Origin of the sequence: Duganella sp. Leaf61 (genome assembly GCF_001421905.1) — a bacterium.
Taxonomy (GTDB): Bacteria; Pseudomonadota; Gammaproteobacteria; order Burkholderiales; family Burkholderiaceae_D; genus Rugamonas; species Rugamonas zoogloeoides.
On record NZ_LMLM01000031.1, the window covers coordinates 47,750 to 68,619 of the forward strand.

18 protein-coding genes are annotated in these 20,870 nt (G+C 65.3%); 16 read left to right on the forward strand and 2 right to left on the reverse strand.

Features of this window, described 5'->3' with window-relative positions; genetic code table 11:
* Positions 1–5: 5 nt before the first annotated feature.
* From ahcY to metF, 3 genes are all read left to right on the forward strand, one after another.
* Entirely contained in the window at positions 6–1,433 is a 1,428-nt protein-coding gene (ahcY, locus tag ASF04_RS22000; RefSeq protein WP_056146710.1) for an adenosylhomocysteinase, read from the forward strand.
* A 77-nt stretch (positions 1,434–1,510) separates the two neighbouring features.
* Positions 1,511–1,861, forward strand: coding sequence for a phage holin family protein (locus ASF04_RS22005; protein WP_026637818.1), 351 nt, complete (start codon positions 1,511–1,513; stop codon positions 1,859–1,861).
* Entirely contained in the window at positions 1,854–2,681 is an 828-nt protein-coding gene (gene metF, locus ASF04_RS22010; protein WP_056146711.1) for a methylenetetrahydrofolate reductase [NAD(P)H], read from the forward strand. Before ASF04_RS22005 ends, metF begins: the two co-directional genes overlap by 8 nt.
* Positions 2,682–2,684: 3 nt before the next feature.
* On the opposite strand, the gene ASF04_RS22015 is transcribed toward metF, so the two are convergent.
* Positions 2,685–3,284: a 5-formyltetrahydrofolate cyclo-ligase gene (locus tag ASF04_RS22015; protein WP_229205160.1), complete on the reverse strand. Its 600-nt coding sequence runs from the start codon at positions 3,282–3,284 to the stop codon at positions 2,685–2,687.
* A gap of 53 nt (positions 3,285–3,337) precedes the next feature.
* Between ASF04_RS22015 and ASF04_RS22020 the strand changes: the two genes are divergently transcribed.
* From ASF04_RS22020 to dsbD, 11 genes are all read left to right on the forward strand, one after another.
* Positions 3,338–5,314, forward strand: a complete 1,977-nt coding sequence (locus ASF04_RS22020) for a lytic transglycosylase domain-containing protein (RefSeq protein WP_056146713.1) — start codon at positions 3,338–3,340, stop codon at positions 5,312–5,314.
* A gap of 38 nt (positions 5,315–5,352) precedes the next feature.
* Entirely contained in the window at positions 5,353–6,069 is a 717-nt protein-coding gene (locus ASF04_RS22025; RefSeq protein WP_056146715.1) for a glutathione S-transferase family protein, read from the forward strand.
* A 2-nt stretch (positions 6,070–6,071) separates the two neighbouring features.
* Positions 6,072–7,322, forward strand: coding sequence for a multifunctional CCA addition/repair protein (locus tag ASF04_RS22030; protein WP_056146718.1), 1,251 nt, complete (start codon positions 6,072–6,074; stop codon positions 7,320–7,322).
* Between the two features lie 33 nt (positions 7,323–7,355).
* On the forward strand, positions 7,356–8,045 hold the full coding sequence (locus ASF04_RS22035) for a GNAT family N-acetyltransferase (protein ID WP_056146720.1): 690 nt from the start codon (positions 7,356–7,358) through the stop codon (positions 8,043–8,045).
* Positions 8,046–8,127: 82 nt separating this feature from the next.
* On the forward strand, positions 8,128–8,493 hold the full coding sequence (gene mrtJ, locus ASF04_RS22040) for a JDVT-CTERM system glutamic-type intramembrane protease (protein ID WP_082488950.1): 366 nt from the start codon (positions 8,128–8,130) through the stop codon (positions 8,491–8,493).
* 21 nt (positions 8,494–8,514) lie between these two features.
* Positions 8,515–10,647, forward strand: a complete 2,133-nt coding sequence (locus ASF04_RS22045) for a choice-of-anchor D domain-containing protein (RefSeq protein WP_229205161.1) — start codon at positions 8,515–8,517, stop codon at positions 10,645–10,647.
* A 68-nt stretch (positions 10,648–10,715) separates the two neighbouring features.
* Positions 10,716–11,222 carry a TlpA disulfide reductase family protein gene (locus ASF04_RS22050; RefSeq protein WP_056146725.1) on the forward strand — a complete coding sequence of 169 codons (507 nt, stop codon included), beginning with the start codon at positions 10,716–10,718 and terminating at the stop codon, positions 11,220–11,222.
* Positions 11,219–11,434: a DUF4266 domain-containing protein gene (locus ASF04_RS22055; protein ID WP_056146727.1), complete on the forward strand. Its 216-nt coding sequence runs from the start codon at positions 11,219–11,221 to the stop codon at positions 11,432–11,434. Before ASF04_RS22050 ends, ASF04_RS22055 begins: the two co-directional genes overlap by 4 nt.
* 10 nt (positions 11,435–11,444) lie before the next feature.
* A complete protein-coding gene (locus ASF04_RS22060) occupies positions 11,445–12,611 on the forward strand; it encodes a DUF3570 domain-containing protein (RefSeq protein ID WP_082488951.1) in 1,167 nt (388 codons plus the stop codon).
* Positions 12,605–13,501, forward strand: a complete 897-nt coding sequence (locus tag ASF04_RS22065) for an FAD:protein FMN transferase (RefSeq protein ID WP_056146729.1) — start codon at positions 12,605–12,607, stop codon at positions 13,499–13,501. Before ASF04_RS22060 ends, ASF04_RS22065 begins: the two co-directional genes overlap by 7 nt.
* A gap of 1 nt (position 13,502) precedes the next feature.
* Positions 13,503–15,386, forward strand: a complete 1,884-nt coding sequence (gene dsbD, locus ASF04_RS22070) for a protein-disulfide reductase DsbD (protein WP_082488952.1) — start codon at positions 13,503–13,505, stop codon at positions 15,384–15,386.
* Between the two features lie 6 nt (positions 15,387–15,392).
* On the opposite strand, the gene ASF04_RS22075 is transcribed toward dsbD, so the two are convergent.
* Entirely contained in the window at positions 15,393–15,923 is a 531-nt protein-coding gene (locus tag ASF04_RS22075) for an Lrp/AsnC family transcriptional regulator (protein WP_019924749.1), read from the reverse strand.
* 139 nt (positions 15,924–16,062) lie between these two features.
* On the opposite strand from ASF04_RS22075, the gene hppD reads away from it, so the two are divergent.
* Both hppD and ASF04_RS22085 read left to right on the forward strand, forming a co-directional pair.
* Complete coding sequence (gene hppD, locus ASF04_RS22080) at positions 16,063–17,163, forward strand: 4-hydroxyphenylpyruvate dioxygenase (RefSeq protein WP_056146731.1); 1,101 nt, start codon at positions 16,063–16,065, stop codon at positions 17,161–17,163.
* A 106-nt stretch (positions 17,164–17,269) separates the two neighbouring features.
* A complete protein-coding gene (locus ASF04_RS22085; RefSeq protein WP_056146733.1) occupies positions 17,270–20,860 on the forward strand; it encodes an indolepyruvate ferredoxin oxidoreductase family protein in 3,591 nt (1,196 codons plus the stop codon).
* Positions 20,861–20,870 lie beyond the last annotated feature (10 nt).

Sequence of the window (20,870 nt, forward strand, 5' to 3'; positions counted from 1 at the left end):
GCGTGATGAACGCCGTACTCAAACCTCTGCAAGACTACCTGGTCGCCGATATTTCCCTGTCCCCGTGGGGCGACAAGGAAATCAAGATCGCTGAAACCGAAATGCCGGGCCTGATGGCCATCCGCGACGAATTCGCCGCAGCCCAGCCGTTGAAAGGCGCGCGCATTACCGGTTCGCTGCACATGACCATCCAGACCGCCGTGCTGATCCAGACGCTGGAAGCGCTGGGCGCCACCGTGCGTTGGGCTTCGTGCAATATCTACTCCACCCAGGACCACGCCGCTGCCGCCATCGCTGCCGCCGGCACCCCGGTGTTTGCCGTCAAGGGCGAAACCCTGGACGAATACTGGGATTACACCCATCGCATCTTCGAGTGGCCGGCGGACGCTGCCGGCAATGCCGTGTACTCGAACATGATTCTCGATGACGGCGGCGACGCCACCCTGCTGCTGCACATCGGCGCGCGCGCCGAGCAGGACATCTCGGTGGTCGGCAACCCGACCTCGGAAGAAGAAATCTGCCTGTTCAACGCCATCAAGGCCAAGCTGGCGATCGACCCTACCTGGTACTCCAAGCGCCTGCCGCACATCCTCGGCGTGACCGAAGAAACCACCACCGGCGTGCACCGCCTGTACCAGATGCACAAGGACGGCAAGCTGGCCTTCCCGGCCATCAACGTTAACGATTCCGTCACCAAGTCGAAGTTCGACAACCTGTACGGCTGCCGCGAATCGCTGGTTGACGGCATCAAGCGCGCGACCGACGTCATGATCGCCGGTAAAGTGGCTGTGATCGCCGGTTACGGCGACGTGGGCAAGGGCTCGGCCCAGGCCATGCGCGCGCTGTCGGCGCAGGTATGGGTGACCGAGATCGATCCGATCTGCGCGCTGCAAGCTGCGATGGAAGGCTACCGCGTGGTGACCATGGATTACGCTGCCGAACACGGCGACATTTTCGTGACCTGCACCGGCAACTATCACATCCTGACCGAAGAGCACATGCTCAAGATGAAGGATCAGGCCATCGTCTGCAACATCGGCCACTTCGACAACGAAATCGACGTTGCTGCGCTGAAGAAATACACCTGGGAAAACATCAAGCCACAGGTCGATCACGTGATCTTCCCGTCGGGCAAGCGCATCATCCTGCTGGCCGAAGGCCGCCTGGTGAACCTCGGTTGCGGTACCGGCCACCCGTCGTACGTGATGAGCTCGTCGTTTGCGAACCAGACCATCGCCCAGATCGAACTGTTTGCCAACACCGCCAACTACCCGGTCGGCGTGTACGTGCTGCCGAAGCACCTGGACGAAAAAGTCGCGCGCCTGCAGCTGAAAAAGCTCAACGCCCAACTGTCCGAGCTGACCCCGGAGCAAGCGGCCTACATCAACGTGTCCGTCGACGGCCCTTACAAGCCTGACACCTACCGCTATTAATTAGCGCTGGTTGAATAGGGTCGGCGGAGTTTGCCGGCCCTGTTTTTTATCGACTTTTAGCAGCGAGAATCTATATTATGCGTTTGGTCCTTACCTGGCTAATCAATGCGGTTGCCCTGCTGGCAATCCCTTACCTGATGCATTCCGTTAATGTCACAAGCATTAGCGCCGCCCTCTTTGCCGCGCTCGTACTGGCCCTGGTCAATACGCTGATCCGCCCCGTGCTGCTGATCCTGACGTTGCCCGTGACCGTGGTGTCGCTGGGACTGTTTATCTTCATCATCAATGGCTTTTCGTTCTGGCTGGCGGCGCAATTCGTGCCCGGCTTTAGCGTTGACAGCTTCATGTCGGCTGTCGGTGGCGCGCTGTTGTACAGCATTATTTCCTGGGCCCTGTCTACCTTACTTTTGAAGAACGCAGATGGCTAATCATAATTTCAGTATTGAATTCTTTCCGCCCAAGACGGCAGAAGGAGCGGACAAGCTGCGCGCCACGCGCGCCAAGCTGTCCGAACTGAAACCCAAGTATTTTTCCGTGACCTTCGGCGCCGGCGGCAGCACCCAGCGCGGCACGCTCGACACGGTGGTGGAAATCCTGGCCGCCGGCGAAGACGCCGCGCCGCACCTGTCGTGCGTGGGCGGTTCGCGCGAGTCGATCCGCGCCATCCTGGCCGAGTTCAAGTCGCATAACATCCGCCGCATCGTGGCGTTGCGCGGCGACCTGCCCAGCGGCTACGGCGGGGCAGGTGAATTCCGCTACGCCAACGAGCTGGTCGAGTTCATCCGCCAGGAAACCGGCGACTGGTTCCGCATCGAAGTGGCAGCCTATCCCGAGGTGCACCCGCAGGCGAAATCGCCGCAGGACGACCTGCTGGCGTTCGAGCGCAAGATCAAGGCCGGCGCCAACGCCGCGATCACCCAGTATTTTTACAATGCGGACGCGTACTTCCAGTTTGTCGAGCAAACCCGCAAGCTGGGCATCGATGTGCCGATCGTGCCGGGCATCATGCCGATCCTGAACTACACGCAGCTGATGCGTTTTTCGGACATGTGCGGCGCCGAGATTCCGCGCTGGGTACGCCTCAAGCTGGCCAGCTTCGGCGACGACTCGGCCTCGATCAAGGCGTTCGGGCTCGACGTGGTGACGCAGCTGGGCGAGCGCCTGCTGGCTGGCGGCGCACCGGGGCTGCATTTTTACAGCATGAACCAGGCGGCGCCGACCACGGCGCTGTGGCAGCGGCTGGTATAACTGTCAGCGTGGCGTTGGTTCGGTGATCATCCGGTCCAGCGCCACATCATGCAAATCCGCTTCAAACTTCACCTGCAAGCTTGAATACGCCACCCCCACCGTCACCGGCCGTGGCGTCCTTGCCAGCGTCCGGTCATAAAACCCTCCGCCATACCCAAGCCGGTATCCCCCCGCATTGAACCCCAGGCACGGCACCAGCAACGCCGCCGGGTAGTCTTGCAGCCGCAAATCGGCCGGCACCGCCACCCCCATGCCATCCCTGACCATCGCCTCGCCGATGCGCCAGTCGGCAAATTCGAGGGCCGCGTCGCGGGCGACCACCACCGGCAGCAGCAGCCGCGCACCGAGGCGTTCCAGCTCCGCGTAAGCAGCCGACAGATCGGGCTCGCCGCGCAGCGGCCAGTACACGCCCAATGTGGCCGGTTGCGCCGCGTGCCACCACGCCACCACCTGGCGGCCGATGTCCCGGTCCCACTGCGTGCGCGACTCCGCATCGAAGGCGCGCCGCGCGGCCAGCAGTTGCTGCCTTAATTCTGCCTTGCCCGGTGCGGATGGGGCTATTGCTTCGTTCTCGCTGCGTGGTATTCTAGGGTCGCTGGCCATGGTTGGTTCTACTCAGGTTCAAGACAGGTTCAAGACTAATAGAGAGTTGCACATTGATTTCCGTTTCGAAATGGATCGCCGGCGCAGTGGTCGCCATGGTGGCCGTCACCGCCTTTGCCCAATCCGAGGATATCGGCGCTGAAACCCGGCGCGAGGACGATGCCTTCCTGCTCATGCGCGACGCCGTGCGCAAGGACGAGACGTCCAAGGTCGATTTCTACGCCGCGCGCCTGGCCAATTATTCGATTCCGTCGTACGTCGACTATTATCGGCTCAAAGCGCGCCTGCGCGATGCTTCGCAGGCGGAAATTCGCGGCTTCATGCAGCGCTACCAGGGCCAGGCCATCGTCGATCGGCTGCGCAACGACTGGCTGCTCGAACTGGGCCGCACCCGCGACTGGACCACCTTCGACGAACAACTGCCGCTGTTCGTTCTCAACGACGACACCCAGCTCAAATGCTACGCGCTGCAATCGCGCGCGATCAAGGGCCAGAACGTCGCCAGCGAGGCGCGCGCGCTGCTGATTTCCCCCAACGGCTACGGCGAACCGTGCGCGGGCCTGATCGGCACCCTGTACCAGGCCCGCCAGTTCGACGCCGACGACCTGTACACGCAGTTGCGCCTGTCCGGCGAGTTCAATTCCACCGGCCAGGCGCGGCGCATCGTCGCACTGCTCGGCGGGCCCGATAAAAAAGTCGTGCAGGCGATCGATCTGCCCGCAGTGGCCGTGGCCAAGGGGCCGGGTAACGGGCGCACCGAACATGAAATCTTCATCGTTGCCGTGGGCCGCCTGGCCAAGACCAGCATCAAGCTGGCCACGCTGGCGCTCAACAAGGCCGCGTCCAGGCTGACAGCGCAGGAGCAGCGCGCCGCCTGGGCGGCAATTGCGCTGCAATCGTCGTACTCGCTGTCGGACGACACCACCGGTTACTGGAAGCGGGCCGACGGCGCGCCACTGTCGATCGACCAGGCCCAGTGGAGCACCCGCATCGCGCTGCGCAACGGCGACTGGCGCCAGGTGCACAAGAATATCGATGCCATGCCGGCCATCCTGCGCGAAGATCCCACCTGGATCTACTGGAAGGGCCGCGCCCTGATGGCCGACGGCAGCGATACCAGCCCGCCGTCGGGCGAGGCGCTGCGGCTGTTCAACAGCATTGCCGACCAGCCCAATTTCTATGGCCAGCTGGCGCGCGAGGAAACCGGCCGCCTGGTGTCGATCCCGCCGCCGGGCGCGCCGATCACCGCCGCTGAAATCGCGCCGATTGCCGCCAACCCCAACTTCCAGCGCGCGCTGAAATTCTTCAGCATGCGCCTGCGCTTCGAAGGCACGCGCGAATGGAACTGGGGCCTGCGCGGCCTGAGCGAACGCGAACACCTGGCCGCCGCCGAATACGCGCGCCAGAACCACATCCTCGACCGAATGGTCAACACGTCGGACCGCACCCGCGTGCTGGTCGATTACACCCAGCGCTTCCCGTCGCCGCACGACGACATCATGCACCCGGCCACCAAGACCCTGGGCCTCGACAAGGCCTGGGTGTATGGCCTGATCCGGCAAGAGTCGCGCTTCATCATGGACGCGCAGTCGCACGCGGGCGCGTCGGGCCTGATGCAGGTGATGCCGTCCACCGGCCGCTGGGTGGCGAAAAAACTGGGCCTGACCGACTTCGCGCAGGACATGCTCTCCGACGTCAAGACCAACATCATGCTCGGCACGAACTACCTGAACATGGTGCTCGGGAATATGGACGGCTCGCAGGTGCTGGCCACCGCCGCCTACAACGCCGGCCCGGGACGCTCGCGCACCTGGCGCGCGTCGCTGGACAAGCCGATGGAGTCGGCCGTGTTCATCGAGTCGATTCCGTTTTTCGAGACGCGCACCTACGTCAAGAACGTTATGTCCAACGCCAACTACTATGCCGCGCTGTTCGAGGGGCGGCCGCAGTCGCTCAAGGCGCGCATCGGCGTGGTCACGCCCAAGGGCTACACCCTGCAGGAAGAGCAGGAAACGACCTTCGCCCGCTGAACCGGCGGCGACCTGATTATTCACACCATCAAACCATCATGCAGACCACCCAACTCGATCCCAGCCTGTCCAACGCTTTGGCTGCCGCCCGTTCGCCCGGCCTGACCCTCGTCATCGGCAACAAGAATTATTCGTCATGGTCGATGCGTCCATGGGTGGCGATGACCGCGTTCGGCATCCCGTTCCAGGAAGTGCGCATCCTGCTCGACCAGCCCGACACCGCCAACCGCATCTGCAGCTACTCGGCCTGCGGCCGGGTGCCGGTGCTGCTGGCCGGCGAGATCACCATCTGGGACAGCCTGGCCATCGTCGAATACCTGGCCGAGCAGTTCCCCGAGCTGCACCTGTGGCCGCAGGACGTGGCCGCGCGCGCCATGGCCCGGTCGATCTGCGCCGAGATGCACTGCGGTTTCACCGACCTGCGCAACGCCATGCCCATGAATATCAGCGCCAGCCTGCCGGGCAAGGGCCGCACCAACGGCTCGCAGGCCGACATCGGCCGCATCAGCGAGATCTGGGAGGAATGCCTGTCGCGCTTTGGTCACCACCAGTTTTTGTTTGGCGACTTCTCGATTGCCGACGCGTACTTCGCACCCGTGGTGGCGCGCTTCCGTACCTATGGCGTCTCGCTGGCGCCGGCGCTGGATGCCTACTGCCAGCGCGTGCTGGCCCATCCGGCCGTGGCGCGGTGGGTGACCGAAGCGCTGGCCGAAACCGAAACGGCGCCCAAGCACGACGCCGAACTGCCGGATTGATGATGAAGATTTATGTCGTAGGCGGCGCCGTGCGCGACGAGTTGCTTGGCCTGCCGGTCAAGGACCACGACCACGTGGTGGTGGGCGCCACGCCCGATGACATGGTGGCGCAGGGCTACCGCCCGGTGGGCAAGGATTTCCCGGTGTTCCTCCATCCGAAGACGCAGGAGGAATACGCGCTGGCGCGTACCGAACGCAAGACCGCGCCCGGCTACAAGGGTTTTGTCTTCCACACGTCCACCGAGGTGACGCTGGAAGAAGACCTGGTGCGGCGCGACCTGACCATCAATGCGATTGCCCGCGCCGACGACGGCACGCTCACCGATCCGTTCGGCGGCCAGCGTGATATCGCCGCGCGCATCTTCCGCCACGTGTCCGACGCCTTTGCCGAAGACCCGGTGCGCATCCTGCGCGTGGCGCGCTTTGCCGCGCGCTATCCCGATTTTCGCGTGGCGCCCGAAACCAATGCGCTGATGCGGCATATGGTGGAGCAGGGCGAAGTCGATGCACTGGTGGCCGAACGCGTTTGGCAGGAACTGTCGCGCGGTCTGATGGAGCAGCAGCCGTCGCGCATGCTCGAGGTGCTGCGCGACTGCGGCGCACTGGCGCGCATCCTGCCCGAACTGGACGTCTTGTGGGGTGTGCCGCAGCCGGAAAAATGGCACCCGGAGATCGACACCGGCGCCCACATCCTGCAAGTGATCGACTGCGCCGCCCGCGCCAACCTGGAGCTGCCTGCGCGCGTGGCCTGCCTGATGCACGACCTGGGCAAGGGCGTGACGCCACCCGACAACTGGCCGGCGCACCACGGACACGAGGGACTCGGCGTCAAACTGGTGGAGCAGGTGTGCAAGCGCCTGCGCGTGCCCACCGACTGCCGCGACCTGGCCGTGATGACCGCGCGCGAGCATGGCAACGTGGGCCGCGCACTGCAACTGCGGCCCAACACCATCGTGAAGTTGCTGGAACGCTGCGACGCGTTCCGCAAGCCGGCGCGGTTTTCGCAAATGCTGCTGGCGACCGAGTGCGATTCGCGCGGGCGCATCGGACCGTCGGCCAGCTACCAGGATGCGCCGTTCCCGCAAGCGGCGTACCTGGAAACGGCAATGGCAGCCGCGCGCGCGGTGAATGCGGGCGAGATTGCGCAAAGGTGCCTCGACAACCCGCAACGCATCCCTGAATTCGTCCATCGGGAGCGGGTGAAGGCCGTCAACATCGCGCTCAATGCCGACGATGACGACGCCGCCGTGTAACCGGCACGGCTGCGCCGGGGTGCGGGGTTAGCGATGGCCCCCATCGACCTGTTCCAGAACCCGCTGCGCGCGCGCAGCAAAACCCCCGACGGCAAATACCGCCCGCGCGTGCCGGTCAAGCAGCTGCACCCGCGCGACCGGCGCCGCATGCGCCGTCACTTCCTCGACCTCGAACCATCCGATCGCCTGCTGCGCTTCGGCACCGAACTGCCCGACGAGCAGATCGAGCGCTACGTCGCCGCCATCGATTTTTCCCGTGACATCGTGTTCGGCGTGTACAACCGCGTGTTCCGGCTGGTGGCGGTGGGCCACCTGGCGTTCGCCCCGCGCGACGCCGCGCAGGACGCAGTGACCGACAAGGCGCGCGTGGCCGAATTCGGCGTGTCGGTCAGCCGCAGCGCGCGCGGCATCGGCGTCGGCTCGAAGATGTTCGAGCGCGCCGCCATCCACTGCCGCAACAACGATGTCGATACGCTGTACATGCACTGCCTGTCGTCCAACAAGACCATGATGCACATCGCCAAAAAGGCGGGCATGGAAATCCACCGCGAATACGGCGAGGCCGACGCCTACCTCAAGCTGCTGCCGGCCGATCCTTCCAGCGTGATGCAGGAAGCGCTCGACGAACAATTCGCCACTCTCGACTACACCTTCAAGGCCAACAAACGCGCCGCGTTGAAATGGCTGGAGCGCCTCACGTTTCGCAAGCCGAAAAAAAAGTAGTGCCTTTCTAGAACCTTTGCTGCCCGGGCCGGAATGAACGGTCCGACAAGATACGCAACTGGCAGCGAGGCTCTCACTTACCGTGTCGCTGATTTCATCGATCCTGCCCTGGACCTGGGACGCCGCCTGCGGCGCGCACCTGTACGCCCCGTCGGCGTGGGACTTCCTGCGCCTGCTGCTGCTCTCGCCCGTGCTCGAAGAACTCGTGGTGCGCGCTGGATTGCAGGAGTGGCTGATGCGGCGCTGGCCGGCTTCGGCGTGGCCGGTGCTGGTGTCGGCCGGCGCCTTCAGCCTGCTGCACCTGGGCAGCGGCTGGCACGTGGCGCTGGCGGTGCTGGGGCCGGGACTGGTGCTGGCGATGCTGTATGCGCGCACCCGCAGCTGGCGCTGGTGCGCGCTGGCGCACAGCGGCATGAATGCCTTTGCGATCTCCGTTTGCAGTATCTAAATTCACTTCAGGAGAACAGGCATGGGCGGGACAATGGGGACGGGATTGGCGGGACGTATGGCCGGGGCGGTATTGATCATCGGGGCGGCAGCAGCTGCGCCGCATGCAGGCGCCGCCGATGCGCTCAACGGCAGGAATTTGTATCTCAACGGCCCGGTGACCGGCGGCGCCAGTTGCGCGTCGTGCCACGGCGCCTCGCCGGCGGCCAATGTCAACGGCATCACGCGCGCGGCCAACCAGCCGTCCGTCATCGCCAATGCGATTGCCAATAATCGCGGCGGCATGGGCAGCCTGTTCACGGGCCGGTTCTCGTCTACCGAGCTGGAAGACCTGGCCGCGTTCATCGGCAACCCGAATGTGACCGCCGCGCCGGCAGCCTCGCTGGCGCCGGCGAGCCTGACGTTTACCGGCACCGCCATCGGCCAGACCAGTGGCCCGCTGTCCACTACGCTCAGCAACACCGGCAGCGCCGCGCTCAACATCGGCACCATCGCGCTGGGCGGCGCCGCTGCGGGCGATTACAGCATCGGCGGCGGCACCTGCGCCAACGGCGCGGCGATTGCCGCCGGCGCCAGCTGCACCGTGCAAACCAGTTTCCGTCCGACTGCCGCCGGCAGCCGCGCAGCCACGCTCACCATCACCCATAACGCCACCGGCGGCAGCAGCAGCGTGGCCCTCTCCGGTACCGGCAACAGCACGCCGCAAGCCACTATCGGCCTGTCGGCTGCCACCATCAACTTTGGCGCCCAGCTGACGGGCGCCGCGTCCGCGCCATCTACCGTCACCGTCACCAACAGCGGCCAGGCCACGCTCACGTTCAGCAGCATCGCCGTGGGTGGCGCCAATGCCGGCATCTTCACGGTTGGCGGCACCTGCGCCACTGCCACTCCGGTGGCCGCCGGCGCCAGCTGCACCGTGACCGTTACCGCCACGCCAACCGCCGCCGGCGCCTTTGCCGGCACGCTGACGCTGGCGTCGAACGCTGCCAACGGCAGCGCCGGCGTGGGCTTGAGCGGCACCGCCAGCGCCGCCGCCCCGGCGGTGACCGCCACGCCATCGGCCATCGCCTTTGGCGCGCAGACCGTCAACACGCCGGCCGTCGCGCAGACCGTGGTACTGGCCAATACCGGCAACGTGGTCCTGAACATCGCCAGCATCGGCGTCACTGGCGCGGCCAGCGTCACCATCGCGGGCAGCGATTGCGGCAACACGCTGGCCGTGGGCGCGCGCTGCTCGGTGCCGCTGCGCTTTGCACCGACCACCGCTGGCGCCATTGCCGCCACCCTGGCCGTCGCGTCGAACGCCGCGCCGCTGCAAGTGGCGGTCACCGGCACCGGCAGCGCCCAGGCGGTTGGCGTGCCGGTCTTGTCCGAAGCCGGTCCGATCGCGTTTGCCGATACCCAGGTGGGCGCCACGGCCGCCGTGCACACAACCACCTTCAATAACACCGGCACTGCCACGCTGCGCATCGCCACGCTCACGCTGGGCGGCGCCAATCCCGGCGACTTTGTCCTCGGCGGCACCTGCGTGGCCAACGCCCAGGTGGGCGCCGGCGCCAGCTGCACCCTGACCACGGCGCTGCGTCCGACGGCAGCCGGCGCCCGCAGCGCCACGCTGATGGTCGTCACCGACGGCGGTGCGCAGTTCTCGCTGGCGCTGGGCGGCAATGGCGTGGCTGTGGCAGCCGGTGCGCCGGCGCTTGGCGTCAATCCGCAAAGCTTCGACTTCGGCGCTGTCACCATCGGCGCCACGCCAACGCGTCGCTTCACCCTGACCAACAGCGGTTCGGCTGCGCTCACGCTGTCCGGCGCCACCTTCAGCGGTCCGTTCGCCCAGGTTACCGACAGCACCGGCTGCGCCGCGTTCCCGCTCACGCTCAATCCCGGCGCCACGTGCGACCTGGTGGTGCGCTATACCCCGGTCAACCCGGGCAGCAATAGCGGTTCCATCGTGCTCAATGCGAACGTGGCCGGCGGCAGCTCGACCATCGCCTTGACCGGCCAGGCCACTGCCGCACCGGCAGCCAACGCCACGCCGCAGAACACCGGCGGCGGCGGTTGCTCGGCCTCGCAAGACGTCAACGACCCGATGCTGGCCTTCCTGGTCCTGCTGGCCGGCGGCGTGATCTTCTGGCGCCGCAAGCGCAGCACGTGATCGCGCTGGCATGACATACCGGGCCGTCCACGCGGCGGCCCGCCCAACACCAACCGAGGAGCTAAGCAATGAAGATGTTATCGATGGTATCGGCGGCCACACTGGCCGTTACGCTGGCCGCAGCGCCCGCGCTGGTGCTGGCGCTGGACAAGGGGGCGCCCGCACCGCAGTTCACGCTGCCGGGCGCCGACGGCGAGATCAAACTGGCCAGCCTGCAGGGCAAGGTGGTGTACGTGGACTTCTGGGCATCGTGGTGCGGTCCGTGCCGCCAGTCGTTCCCGTGGATGAACGAGATGCAGGCCAAGTACGGCGCGCGCGGTTTACAGATCGTGGGCGTCAACGTGGACGCCACCAGCGACGAGGCGCGCAAATTCCTTGCCACCACGCCGGCCAAGTTCACCATCGCCTTCGATCCCAAGGGCGCCACCCCGCGCCAGTACGGCATCAAGGGCATGCCCAGCAGCGTGCTGGTGGGCGCCGACGGCAAGGTAATCGCCGAGCACTCGGGCTTCCGCGACAGCGACCGCGCCGCGCTGGAGGCGCAGATCGTCGCCGCCCTGGGAGCGGCCAAATGAAGCTCGTGTTCGCGCTCATGCTGGCCGCAGGGCTGACCGGTTGCGCAGGCTTCGGCCAGGTGCAGCCGTGGGAAAAGGGCAACCTGGCCAAGCCCGAAATGACCTTCAACGACAGCGGGGTGTTCAACCGCTATGACGACCATATCTACACCAGCCGCGAATCGTCTTCGGGCGGCGCCGGCGTTGGTGGCGGCGGCTGCGGCTGCAACTAGGAACAGGCACATGGAACCTATCAAGACCGAAACCCCTTCCGGGGCGGCCCCGTCCGCTACGTCTCCCTTCGCGGCCTCCGCCATCCTGGCCGCCGCGCTGCTGCTGCCCGGCGTGCAGGCGCAGGCCGAGGCGCCGCCCACCAATGGCGTGATCAGCATCGGCTACCTCGATTACAAGGACAGCCAGTCTGGCCTTGACCGCATCCACGTGAAGGCGCCGTCGGTGTCTGTCATGGCGCCGGTGGCCGGCGTGTGGAGCATCAGCGCTTCGGCCGTGAATGACGACGTCTCGGGCGCTACCCCGCGCTACCACAGCGCGGTATCGGGCGCCTCGCGCATGAGCGACCATCGCACGGCCGGCGACGTTGCCGTCAAGCGCTACTTCGACCGCGGCAGCTTGAGCGTGGGGGCGGCGTATTCGTCCGAGGACGATTACCTGTCGCGCGCGGTGTCGTTGTCGGGTACCTTCGAGAGCGAAGACCGCAACACCACCTGGTCGGCCGGCATCGGCCGCGCCAACGATGAAATCAACCCCACCAACCAGATCGTCCGGGACGAGCGCAAACACAGCACCAACCTGCTGCTCGGCGTGACGCAGGTGCTGGGCAAGGCCGACGTGGTGCAGGTCACGCTGGCCCACGATATCGGCAAGGGATACTTCAACGATCCGTACAAGTTTCCCGATAACCGCCCGCGCAGCCGCGACGAGAGCACGCTGCTGCTGCGCTGGAACCATTACGTGGAAGCGACCGGCGGCACCAGCCGCACGTCGTACCGCTACTACCGCGACAGCTTCGGCGTGCGCGGTCACACGCTCGGCCAGGAGTTCGTGCAGCCGCTGGCCGATGGCTGGACCGTCACGCCGGAAGTACGGCTGTACACCCAGCGCGCGGCCGACTTTTATTTCGATCCCGTGTACGACCAGGCGCTGGGCCAGCCGTTCCCGCCGGGGTACAGTCCGAGCAACTTCGCGTCGGCCGACTACCGGCTCTCGGGCTTCGGCGCGGTGACGCTGGGCCTCAAGGTGAGCAAGCAGATCGACAAGGACTGGTCGGTCGATGCCAAGGTCTCGGCCTACCAGCAGCGCGGCAGCTGGCGCGCGTTCGGCTCGGGCAGCCCGGGCCTCGAACCGCTGCGCGCGCGCACCATCCAGCTGGCGGTCAACCGCACATGGTAGCGGCCATCCACCGCCAGCAGTTCGACGCCATGGGCAGCCGCTGCGAGCTGCGCCTGTCGGCGCCGAACGCGGCGGCGGCTGCAGACCTGGCGGCGCGCGCAATCGCCGAGGTGCGGCGCATCGAGACCAAGTACTCGCGCTACCGGCCCGACAGCATCGTCTCGCGCATCAACGCCGCTGCCGGCCGCGCGCCGGTGGCGTGCGACAGCGAGACCATGGCGCTGATCGATTACGCGGCCGCGCTGTTCGCGGCCAGCGGCGGCCTGTTCGACATCACGTCGGGCGTGCTGCGCCGGGCCTGGGACTTCGGCAAGCCGCGCGTGCCCGATGCCGATACCCTGGGGCCGTTGCTGGCGCTGGTGGGCTGGCGCCATGTCCATTGCGAACGGCAGCAGGTGTACCTGCTGCAACCGGGCATGGAGATCGACTTCGGCGGCTTCGGCAAGGAATACGCGGCCGACCGCGCGGCGGCGGTGCTGATCGAGGCCGGCGTGCGGCACGGATACGTGAACCTGGGCGGCGACATGCGCTTTATCGGCCCGCGCCTGGACGGGCGGCCGTGGAGCATCGGCATCCAGGACCCGCGCGACCCCGGCGCCACCATTGCCAGCATCCCGATCAGCTCCGGCGCCTTGACCACCAGCGGCGACTACGAGCGGTTTTTCGAGCTCGATGGCGTGCGTTACTGCCACATCCTCGATCCGCGCAGCGGCATGCCGGTGCGGTACTGGCGCTCGGTCAGCGTGATGGCGCCGATGGCGGTGGCGGCGGGTAGCTGCTCCACCATCGCCATGCTCAAGCAACACGAAGGACACACTTTTCTCAAGACCTCCGACATGGGCTACCTGGCCATCGACGAGCACGGACAGACGCTTTACAGGAATCTCTGACATGAAAACACAACAATGGCTGTGGCGCCGCATGCAAATGCCGGCTGCCATGGTGGTGGCCGCCCTGGCCATGCTGCTGGCACTGATCGTTGGCATGGCCAACCCGGCGCGCGCCGCCGACTTCCTCGAACCCGAGCAGGCGTTCAAGCTCACCGCCACCCAGACTGACGCCCGCACCGTGCGGCTGGCGTGGAAGATCGCGCCCGACTACCACCTGTACCGCGAGCGCCTGAGCTTCGAGGCCGACGGCGTGGCGCTGGCCACGCCGCGCCTGCCGGACGGCATCCGCAAGTTCGACACCAACTTCAACAAGGAGATGGAGACGTACCAGGATCAGCTGGTGGTCGATCTGCCGCTGGCGTCTGGCAAGCCGATGAAGCTCACGGTGAATTACCAGGGCTGCGCCGACGCGGGCCTGTGCTACGCGCCGGCCAGTGCCAGCTATGCCATCGACCCGGCCAAAACCGGCGTGCTGACGGCGCTGACGGCCGATGGCGAAGCTGCTTTGGCGGCATCCGCAAGTGCTGCACCAGCCGTGCCGCCAGCGGCGGCGGGTGCACCGGCAGCGGCGCCGGCCGTGCATGAAGACGACAGCTCGATCGCCCAGCGCACGCTGGAGAGCGGCAGCGCCTGGCGCATCGGCCTCGCCTTCCTGGTCTTCGGCCTGCTGCTGTCGTTTACGCCCTGCGTGCTGCCGATGGTGCCGATCCTGTCTTCGATCATCGTCGGTGAAGGCAATCCGTCGCGCGGTCGCGGCTTTGCGCTGGCGCTGGCGTACAGCCTGGGCATGGCGCTGGTGTATACGTCGCTAGGCGTGGCGGCGGGGCTGGCCGGCGAAGGCCTGGCGGCAGCGCTGCAAAAGCCGGCCGTGCTGCTGACCTTTGGCGCACTGCTGTTCGTGCTGTCGCTGTCGATGTTCGACGTGTACCAGTTGCAGCTGCCCAGCAGCCTGCAAAGCAAGCTCAGTTCCGCCAGCGGCAATATGGGCGGCGGCAAGTTCGCCGGCGTGTTTGTCATGGGCGCGCTGTCGGCCCTGATCGTGGGGCCGTGCGTGGCCGGTCCCCTGGCTGGCGCGCTGCTGTACATCAGCCAGACCCGTAATGTCTGGACCGGCGGCTGGGCGCTGTTCTCGATGGCGGTGGGCATGAGCGTGCCGCTGCTGCTCACCGGGATCTCGGCCGGCAGCCTGCTGCCGCGCGCCGGCGGCTGGATGAATGGCGTGAAAAAGCTGTTTGGCCTGCTGTTGATCGCCACCGCGATCTGGATGATCACGCCGGTGTTCTCGGCCACGACCGGCATGGTGCTGTGGGGTGTGTTCGCGCTGCTGTGCGCTGCGTTCCTCAACGTGTTCGAATCCGCCGCCAAGGGCGCGGGACTGGGCACGTACGTGGGCAAGGCGCTGGGCATGGCGCTGCTGCTGGTCGGTGTGCTGGAACTGACGGGCGCCGCCAGCGGTGGCCGCGATGTGCTGCAGCCGCTCGGTCACCTGGCCGCACGCGGTGGTGACGCAGGCGCCGCGCCGGCGGCGGCCGACGCGCACTTCCCGCGCATCAAAACCGTGGCGGAGCTGGACCAGGTCCTGGCCACCACCAGGACCCCGGTGATGCTGGACTTCTACGCCGACTGGTGCGTGTCGTGCAAGGAGATGGAGCGCTTCACGTTCTCGCAGCAGGCGGTGAAAGACAAGATGGCGAAGATCCGCGTGCTGCAAGTGGACGTGACGGCCAATAACGCGGACGACAAGGCGCTGATGAAACGCTTCGGCCTGTTCGGCCCCCCCGGCATGATCCTGTTCAAGGATGGCCAGGAAGTGCCGGGCAGCCGCGTGATCGGCTTCATGAAAGCCGAGCCGTTTTTAAATCATCTGAACCGTCACTTCCCATAACGGCGGTTACGGCTGGCTGGTCAGCGGCAGCGCGGTCGTATCCTTGATGCGCTGCAGGGCGAAGCTCGATTTCACGTCGAGCACCGCCGGGTGGCGCAGCAGGGTGGCCATCATGAAGCGCGAGAAGTGCTCCATGTCTTCCACGTGGACGCGCAGCAGGTAGTCCATCTCGCCCGTCATCGCATAGCAGGCCACCACTTCTGGCCACTGTCCCACCGAGTCGGCAAAGTCGGCGCGCGGCGATGGCGGCGCATTGGGGGCGCCCAGCGCCCGCGCGTTGCTGTGGGCGCCGGCGTCGCTGTGCTTTTCGAGCCGCACGTTCACATAGGCCAGCAGGCCCAGGCCGATCTTGTCGGGGTCGAGCAGCGCCACGTACTGGCGGATCACGCCAGCCTCTTCAAGCCGCTTGATGCGGCGCAGGCACGGCGATGGCGACAGCGCCACCATCTCGGCAACATCCTGGTTGGACAGCCGGCCGTCGGCTTGCAAAATGGACAGAATTTTGCGATCGGTTTTGTCCAATGCAACTTTGGTCATAAATACCTCAATAAATCAGCGTTAAGGCAATATTATTGCGCACATTCGCCATGCCGGGGAATTGTTTGCAATTAAATGCCGGGTTGGCGGGTCTATACTGGGCGATAAATTTGCAAAACAAAACCAGGAGGAGACAGCAATGCAATTCCAGCCATGGGACAACCCGATGGGCACCGACGGCTTCGAGTTCGTCGAATATGCGGCCCCGGACCCGCAAGCGCTTGGCGCCCTGTTCGAGAGCATGGGCTTTACCGCCATCGCCCGCCATCGCCATAAAAACGTCACCTTGTACCGCCAGGGCGACATCAATTTCCTCATCAACGCCGAACAGGATTCGTTCGCCCAGCGCTTCGCGCGCCACCACGGCCCGTCCGTGTGCGCGATCGCGATCCGCGTCAAGGACGCCGCGTTTGCGTACCGGCGCGCGCTCGAGCAGGGCGCCTGGGGATTCGACAACAAGAACGGTCCGATGGAACTCAATATCCCCGCCATCAAGGGCGTGGGCGATTCGCTGATCTATCTGGTCGATCGCTGGCGCGGCAAGAACGGCGGTGAGCAGGGCGCCATCGGCGACATCAGCATCTATGACGTCGATTTCGTCGCCATACCCGGCGCCGAGGCCAACCCCGTCGGCCATGGCCTCACGTACATCGACCACCTGACCAACAACGTCCATCGCGGCCGCATGAAGGAATGGGCCGACTTCTACGAGAAGATGTTCAACTTCCGCGAAGTGCGCTACTTCGATATCGAGGGCAAGCACACCGGCCTGAAATCGAAGGCCATGACCTCGCCATGCGGCAAGGTGCGCATCCCGATCAACGAATCGTCGGACGACAAGTCGCAGATCGCCGAATACCTGGACCAGTACCACGGCGAAGGCATCCAGCACATCGCGCTCGGCACCGACGACATTTACACGTCGATCGAGGGCATGAAGACTGCCGGCATCGCCTTCCAGGACACCATCGAAACGTATTACGAATTGGTCAACCGCCGCCTGCCGAACCACGGCGAGCGGCTCGAGGACCTGCGCCGCCTGCGCATCCTGATCGATGGCCAGAGTAACGAAACTGAGCGGGAACTGCTGCTGCAGATTTTCACGCAAAACGTGATCGGCCCGATCTTCTTCGAGATCATCCAGCGCAAGGGCGACCAGGGCTTCGGCGAGGGTAATTTCCGCGCCCTGTTCGAATCGATCGAACTCGATCAAATCAAGCGCGGGGTGTTGACCGCATAATCGTTATTTTCGCCGGCAGCGCCTCACAGATTGGCGCGCCGGCACTGAAACACATTCCGTGCGCGCTCACGAGGCGCGCACTGCAAGAATAGTGGAGACAAACACAATGAACGCACCTCAAAAGGGTTTGCTACTGGATCCGGCCATCCCGACGGATGTACCTGAATTCTCGCTCGACGACAAGTGGACGCTCGAACGCGGCCGCGCCTTCATGACCGGCACCCAGGCCCTGATCCGCCTGCCGATGATGCAGCGCGAACGCGACTTGCAGGCCGGCCTCAATACCGCCGGCTATATCACCGGCTATCGCGGCTCCCCCGTCACCAGCGTCGATATGACGGCCATGAAGGCCAAGAAATACCTGGACGCCCACCACGTCAAGTTCCATCCCGGCATGAACGAAGACCTGGCCGCCACCGCCGTCTGGGGCACCCAGCAGACCAACCTGTTCAAGGACGCCAAGTACGACGGCGTGTTCAGCATGTGGTACGGCAAGGGCCCTGGTGTCGATCGCTGCGGCGATGTCTTCAAGCACGCCAACAACGCCGGTTCCGCGCAGCACGGCGGCGTGCTGGTACTGGCCGGCGACGACCATGCCGCCAAGTCGTCTTCCACCGCCCACCAGTCCGATCACATCCTCAATGCCTGCGGCATCCCGGTGCTGTACCCGGCCTCGGTGCAGGAGTACATCGACTACGGCCTGCACGCGTGGGCCATGAGCCGTTATACCGGCTTGTGGGTATCGATGAAATGCGTCACCGACATCATCGAGTCGGGCGCGGTGGTCGATTTCGACCCGGACCGCGTCAAGATCGAGCTGCCGACGGACTTCGAGCTGCCGGCCGGCGGCTTGAACATCCGCTGGCCCGACACCGTGCTCGATATGGAAGTGCGGATGAACACGTACAAGTGGTACGCGGCGCTCGCGTACTGCCGCGCCAACAAACTCAATAAAATCATCTGGGACAGCCCGAAGCCGAAGATCGGCATCATCACCGCCGGCAAGTCGTACCTCGACACGCGCCAGGCGCTGGCCGACCTCGGCATCGACGAGCAGGCCGCCGCCGACATCGGCATCCGCCTGTATAAAATCGGCATGACCTGGCCGCTCGAAGCGGACGGCGTGCACGAATTCGCCAAGGGCCTCGACGAAATCCTGGTGGTTGAAGAAAAGCGGCAAATCCTCGAATACGCGTTGAAGGAAGAACTGTACAACCTGCCCGACGGCGAACGTCCGCGCGTGGTGGGCAAGTTCGACGACACGGGCGAATGGAGCAACAAGGGCAAGACCGGCCACGGCGACTGGCTGCTGCCAGCCACCTACGAACTCAATCCGGCGCAGATCGCCCGCGCGATTGCTAGCCGCATCGCCCACTACTGCGACGGCCACCCGGTGGCCGAACGCGTCAAGCAGCGTATCGCCTTTTTGGAGGCGAAAGAGCTGGCGCTGACCACGCTGCCGGCAAAACCGAATCCGCAAACCGACCGTACGCCGTTCTTCTGCTCCGGCTGCCCGCACAACAGTTCGACCAAGGTGCCGGAAGGCTCGCGCGCGCTGGCCGGCATCGGCTGCCATTACATGGTGCTGTGGATGGACCGCGAGACGTCCACCTTTACCCACATGGGCGCTGAAGGCGTGACCTGGGTGGGGCAGGCGCCGTTCACCAACGAGAAGCATGTGTTTACCAATCTTGGCGACGGCACGTATTTCCACTCCGGGATACTCGCCATCCGCGCTGCTGTCGCGGCCAAGGTCAACATCACCTATAAAATCCTGTTCAACGACGCGGTGGCCATGACCGGCGGCCAGTCGTTCGACGGTCCGCTTGATCCCGGCATGATCTCGCGCCAGATCGCCGCCGAAGGCGTCACGCCGATCATCGTCGTCACCGACGAACCCGATAAATACCCGTCCGATTACAAGTGGGCCGAAGGCGTGACCGTGCGCCACCGCTCGGAACTGATGGACGTGCAGCGCGAACTGCGCGACCAGCCGGGCGTGTCGGCCATGATCTACGACCAGACCTGTGCGTCCGAAAAACGCCGCCGCCGGAAACGCAACGAGTACCCGGATCCGGCCAAGCGCGCCGTGATCAATGAAGCCGTGTGCGAAGGCTGCGGCGACTGTTCGGTGCAGTCGAACTGCCTGTCGGTCGAACCACTGGAGACGGAACTGGGACGTAAGCGGCAAATCAACCAGTCGTCGTGCAACAAGGACTTTTCGTGCACCACCGGTTTCTGCCCGAGCTTTGTGACGGTGGAAGGCGGCGCGCTGAAAAAGCCGAAGAAGGCTGCTGCCGGCAAGGACGCTGCGCCGCCTGCGGTGCTGCCAACGCCGGTACTGCCGTCCACGGCGCAACCGTACGGCATCCTGATCACCGGCATCGGCGGCACCGGCGTGGTGACGGTCGGCCAGATCCTGGCCGTGGCCGCGCACGTGGAAGGCAAGGGCGCCATCGTGCTCGACATGAGCGGCCTGGCGCAGAAGGGCGGCCCGGTGATGTCGCACGTGCGCCTGGCCGACAGTCAAGCCGACCTGCACTCCACCCGCGTGGGCACCGGCAGCGCCGACTTGGTGATCGGCTGCGACCTGATCGTCACGGCCAGCCGCGACGCCCTGTCGCGCATGGGAGAAAACCGCACGCACGCCATGATCAATTCCACCGGCTCATCGACGGCGGCATTCGTCAAGAACCCGGACTGGCAGTTCCCGGACGCCAGCTCGCGCAGCGAAATCGTGCGCGCCTGCGGCGAAAACATGGCCGACTTCGTCGATGCCGGCCAGATCGCTACCGCGCTGATGGGCGACTCGATCGCCACCAATATGTTCATGCTTGGTTATGCGTTCCAGAAGGGCCATGTGCCGCTGTCGGAATCGTCGATCGTGCGCGCGATCGAACTCAATGGCGTGTCGGTGGCGTTCAACCAGGCCGCGTTTACCTGGGGCCGCACGGCCGCGCACGACCTCGGTTCGGTCACGCGATTGACCGCGCCAGCAAAGGTGATCGAGTTCAAGCGCATCCAGACGCTTGACGACGTGATCGCCAAACGGGTGGAACTGCTCACCGCGTACCAGAATGCGGCGTACGCGCAGCAGTACCTGGCACTGGTGGATGACGTGCGCGCCGCCGAAGCGAAACTGGGCAAGGGCACGCGCCTGGCCGAAGCCGTGGCGCGCTATTACTACAAGCTGATGGCCTACAAGGACGAGTACGAGGTGGCGCGCCTGTACACGGACGGCGCGTTCCAGAAAAAGATCGCCGCCATGTTCGAGGGCGATATCACGCTCAAGTTCCACCTGGCGCCGCCGATCATGGCCAGGCATGATGCCCAGGGTCAGCTGGTGAAAAAGGAGTTCGGCCCCTGGATGATGAAGGCGTTTGGCGTGCTGGCCAAGTTCAAGGGCTTGCGCGGCACGGCGTTCGATATCTTCGGCTACACCGAAGAGCGCAAGACCGAGCGCGCCCTGATCGGCCAGTACCGCGAGACCGTGCGTACGCTGCTGCCCAAGCTGACCGCAGCGAACCTGGCGCAGGCGGTGGCGATTGCCAGCATTCCCGAAGATATCCGCGGTTATGGCCACGTCAAGGAACGCCACCTGAAGGCGGCCAGGCAGAAGGAAGCGGGCTTGATTGCCGCTTTTGATCAGCCGGCTGAAAAGGTGATTGAGCTGGTGCGGCAGGCGCACGTGGCCTGACGCACGCAGC

Bases quoted from the DNA above. Each gene is read 5' to 3' on its own strand.
- ASF04_RS22075 (WP_019924749.1), bottom strand. From the start codon at position 15,923: ATGACCAAAGTTGCATTGGACAAAACCGATCGCAAAATTCTGTCCATT.
- ASF04_RS22025 (WP_056146715.1), top strand. From the start codon at position 5,353: ATGCAGACCACCCAACTCGATCCCAGCCTGTCCAACGCTTTGGCTGCC.
- ASF04_RS22005 (WP_026637818.1), top strand. From the start codon at position 1,511: ATGCGTTTGGTCCTTACCTGGCTAATCAATGCGGTTGCCCTGCTGGCA.
- ASF04_RS22050 (WP_056146725.1), top strand. From the start codon at position 10,716: ATGAAGATGTTATCGATGGTATCGGCGGCCACACTGGCCGTTACGCTG.
- ASF04_RS22055 (WP_056146727.1), top strand. From the start codon at position 11,219: ATGAAGCTCGTGTTCGCGCTCATGCTGGCCGCAGGGCTGACCGGTTGC.
- ASF04_RS22085 (WP_056146733.1), top strand. From the start codon at position 17,270: ATGAACGCACCTCAAAAGGGTTTGCTACTGGATCCGGCCATCCCGACG.
- ASF04_RS22035 (WP_056146720.1), top strand. From the start codon at position 7,356: ATGGCCCCCATCGACCTGTTCCAGAACCCGCTGCGCGCGCGCAGCAAA.
- ASF04_RS22030 (WP_056146718.1), top strand. From the start codon at position 6,072: ATGAAGATTTATGTCGTAGGCGGCGCCGTGCGCGACGAGTTGCTTGGC.
- ASF04_RS22015 (WP_229205160.1), bottom strand. From the start codon at position 3,284: ATGGCCAGCGACCCTAGAATACCACGCAGCGAGAACGAAGCAATAGCC.
- ASF04_RS22060 (WP_082488951.1), top strand. From the start codon at position 11,445: ATGGAACCTATCAAGACCGAAACCCCTTCCGGGGCGGCCCCGTCCGCT.
- dsbD (WP_082488952.1), top strand. From the start codon at position 13,503: ATGAAAACACAACAATGGCTGTGGCGCCGCATGCAAATGCCGGCTGCC.
- ASF04_RS22045 (WP_229205161.1), top strand. From the start codon at position 8,515: ATGGGCGGGACAATGGGGACGGGATTGGCGGGACGTATGGCCGGGGCG.
- ahcY (WP_056146710.1), top strand. From the start codon at position 6: ATGAACGCCGTACTCAAACCTCTGCAAGACTACCTGGTCGCCGATATT.
- ASF04_RS22065 (WP_056146729.1), top strand. From the start codon at position 12,605: ATGGTAGCGGCCATCCACCGCCAGCAGTTCGACGCCATGGGCAGCCGC.
- metF (WP_056146711.1), top strand. From the start codon at position 1,854: ATGGCTAATCATAATTTCAGTATTGAATTCTTTCCGCCCAAGACGGCA.
- hppD (WP_056146731.1), top strand. From the start codon at position 16,063: ATGCAATTCCAGCCATGGGACAACCCGATGGGCACCGACGGCTTCGAG.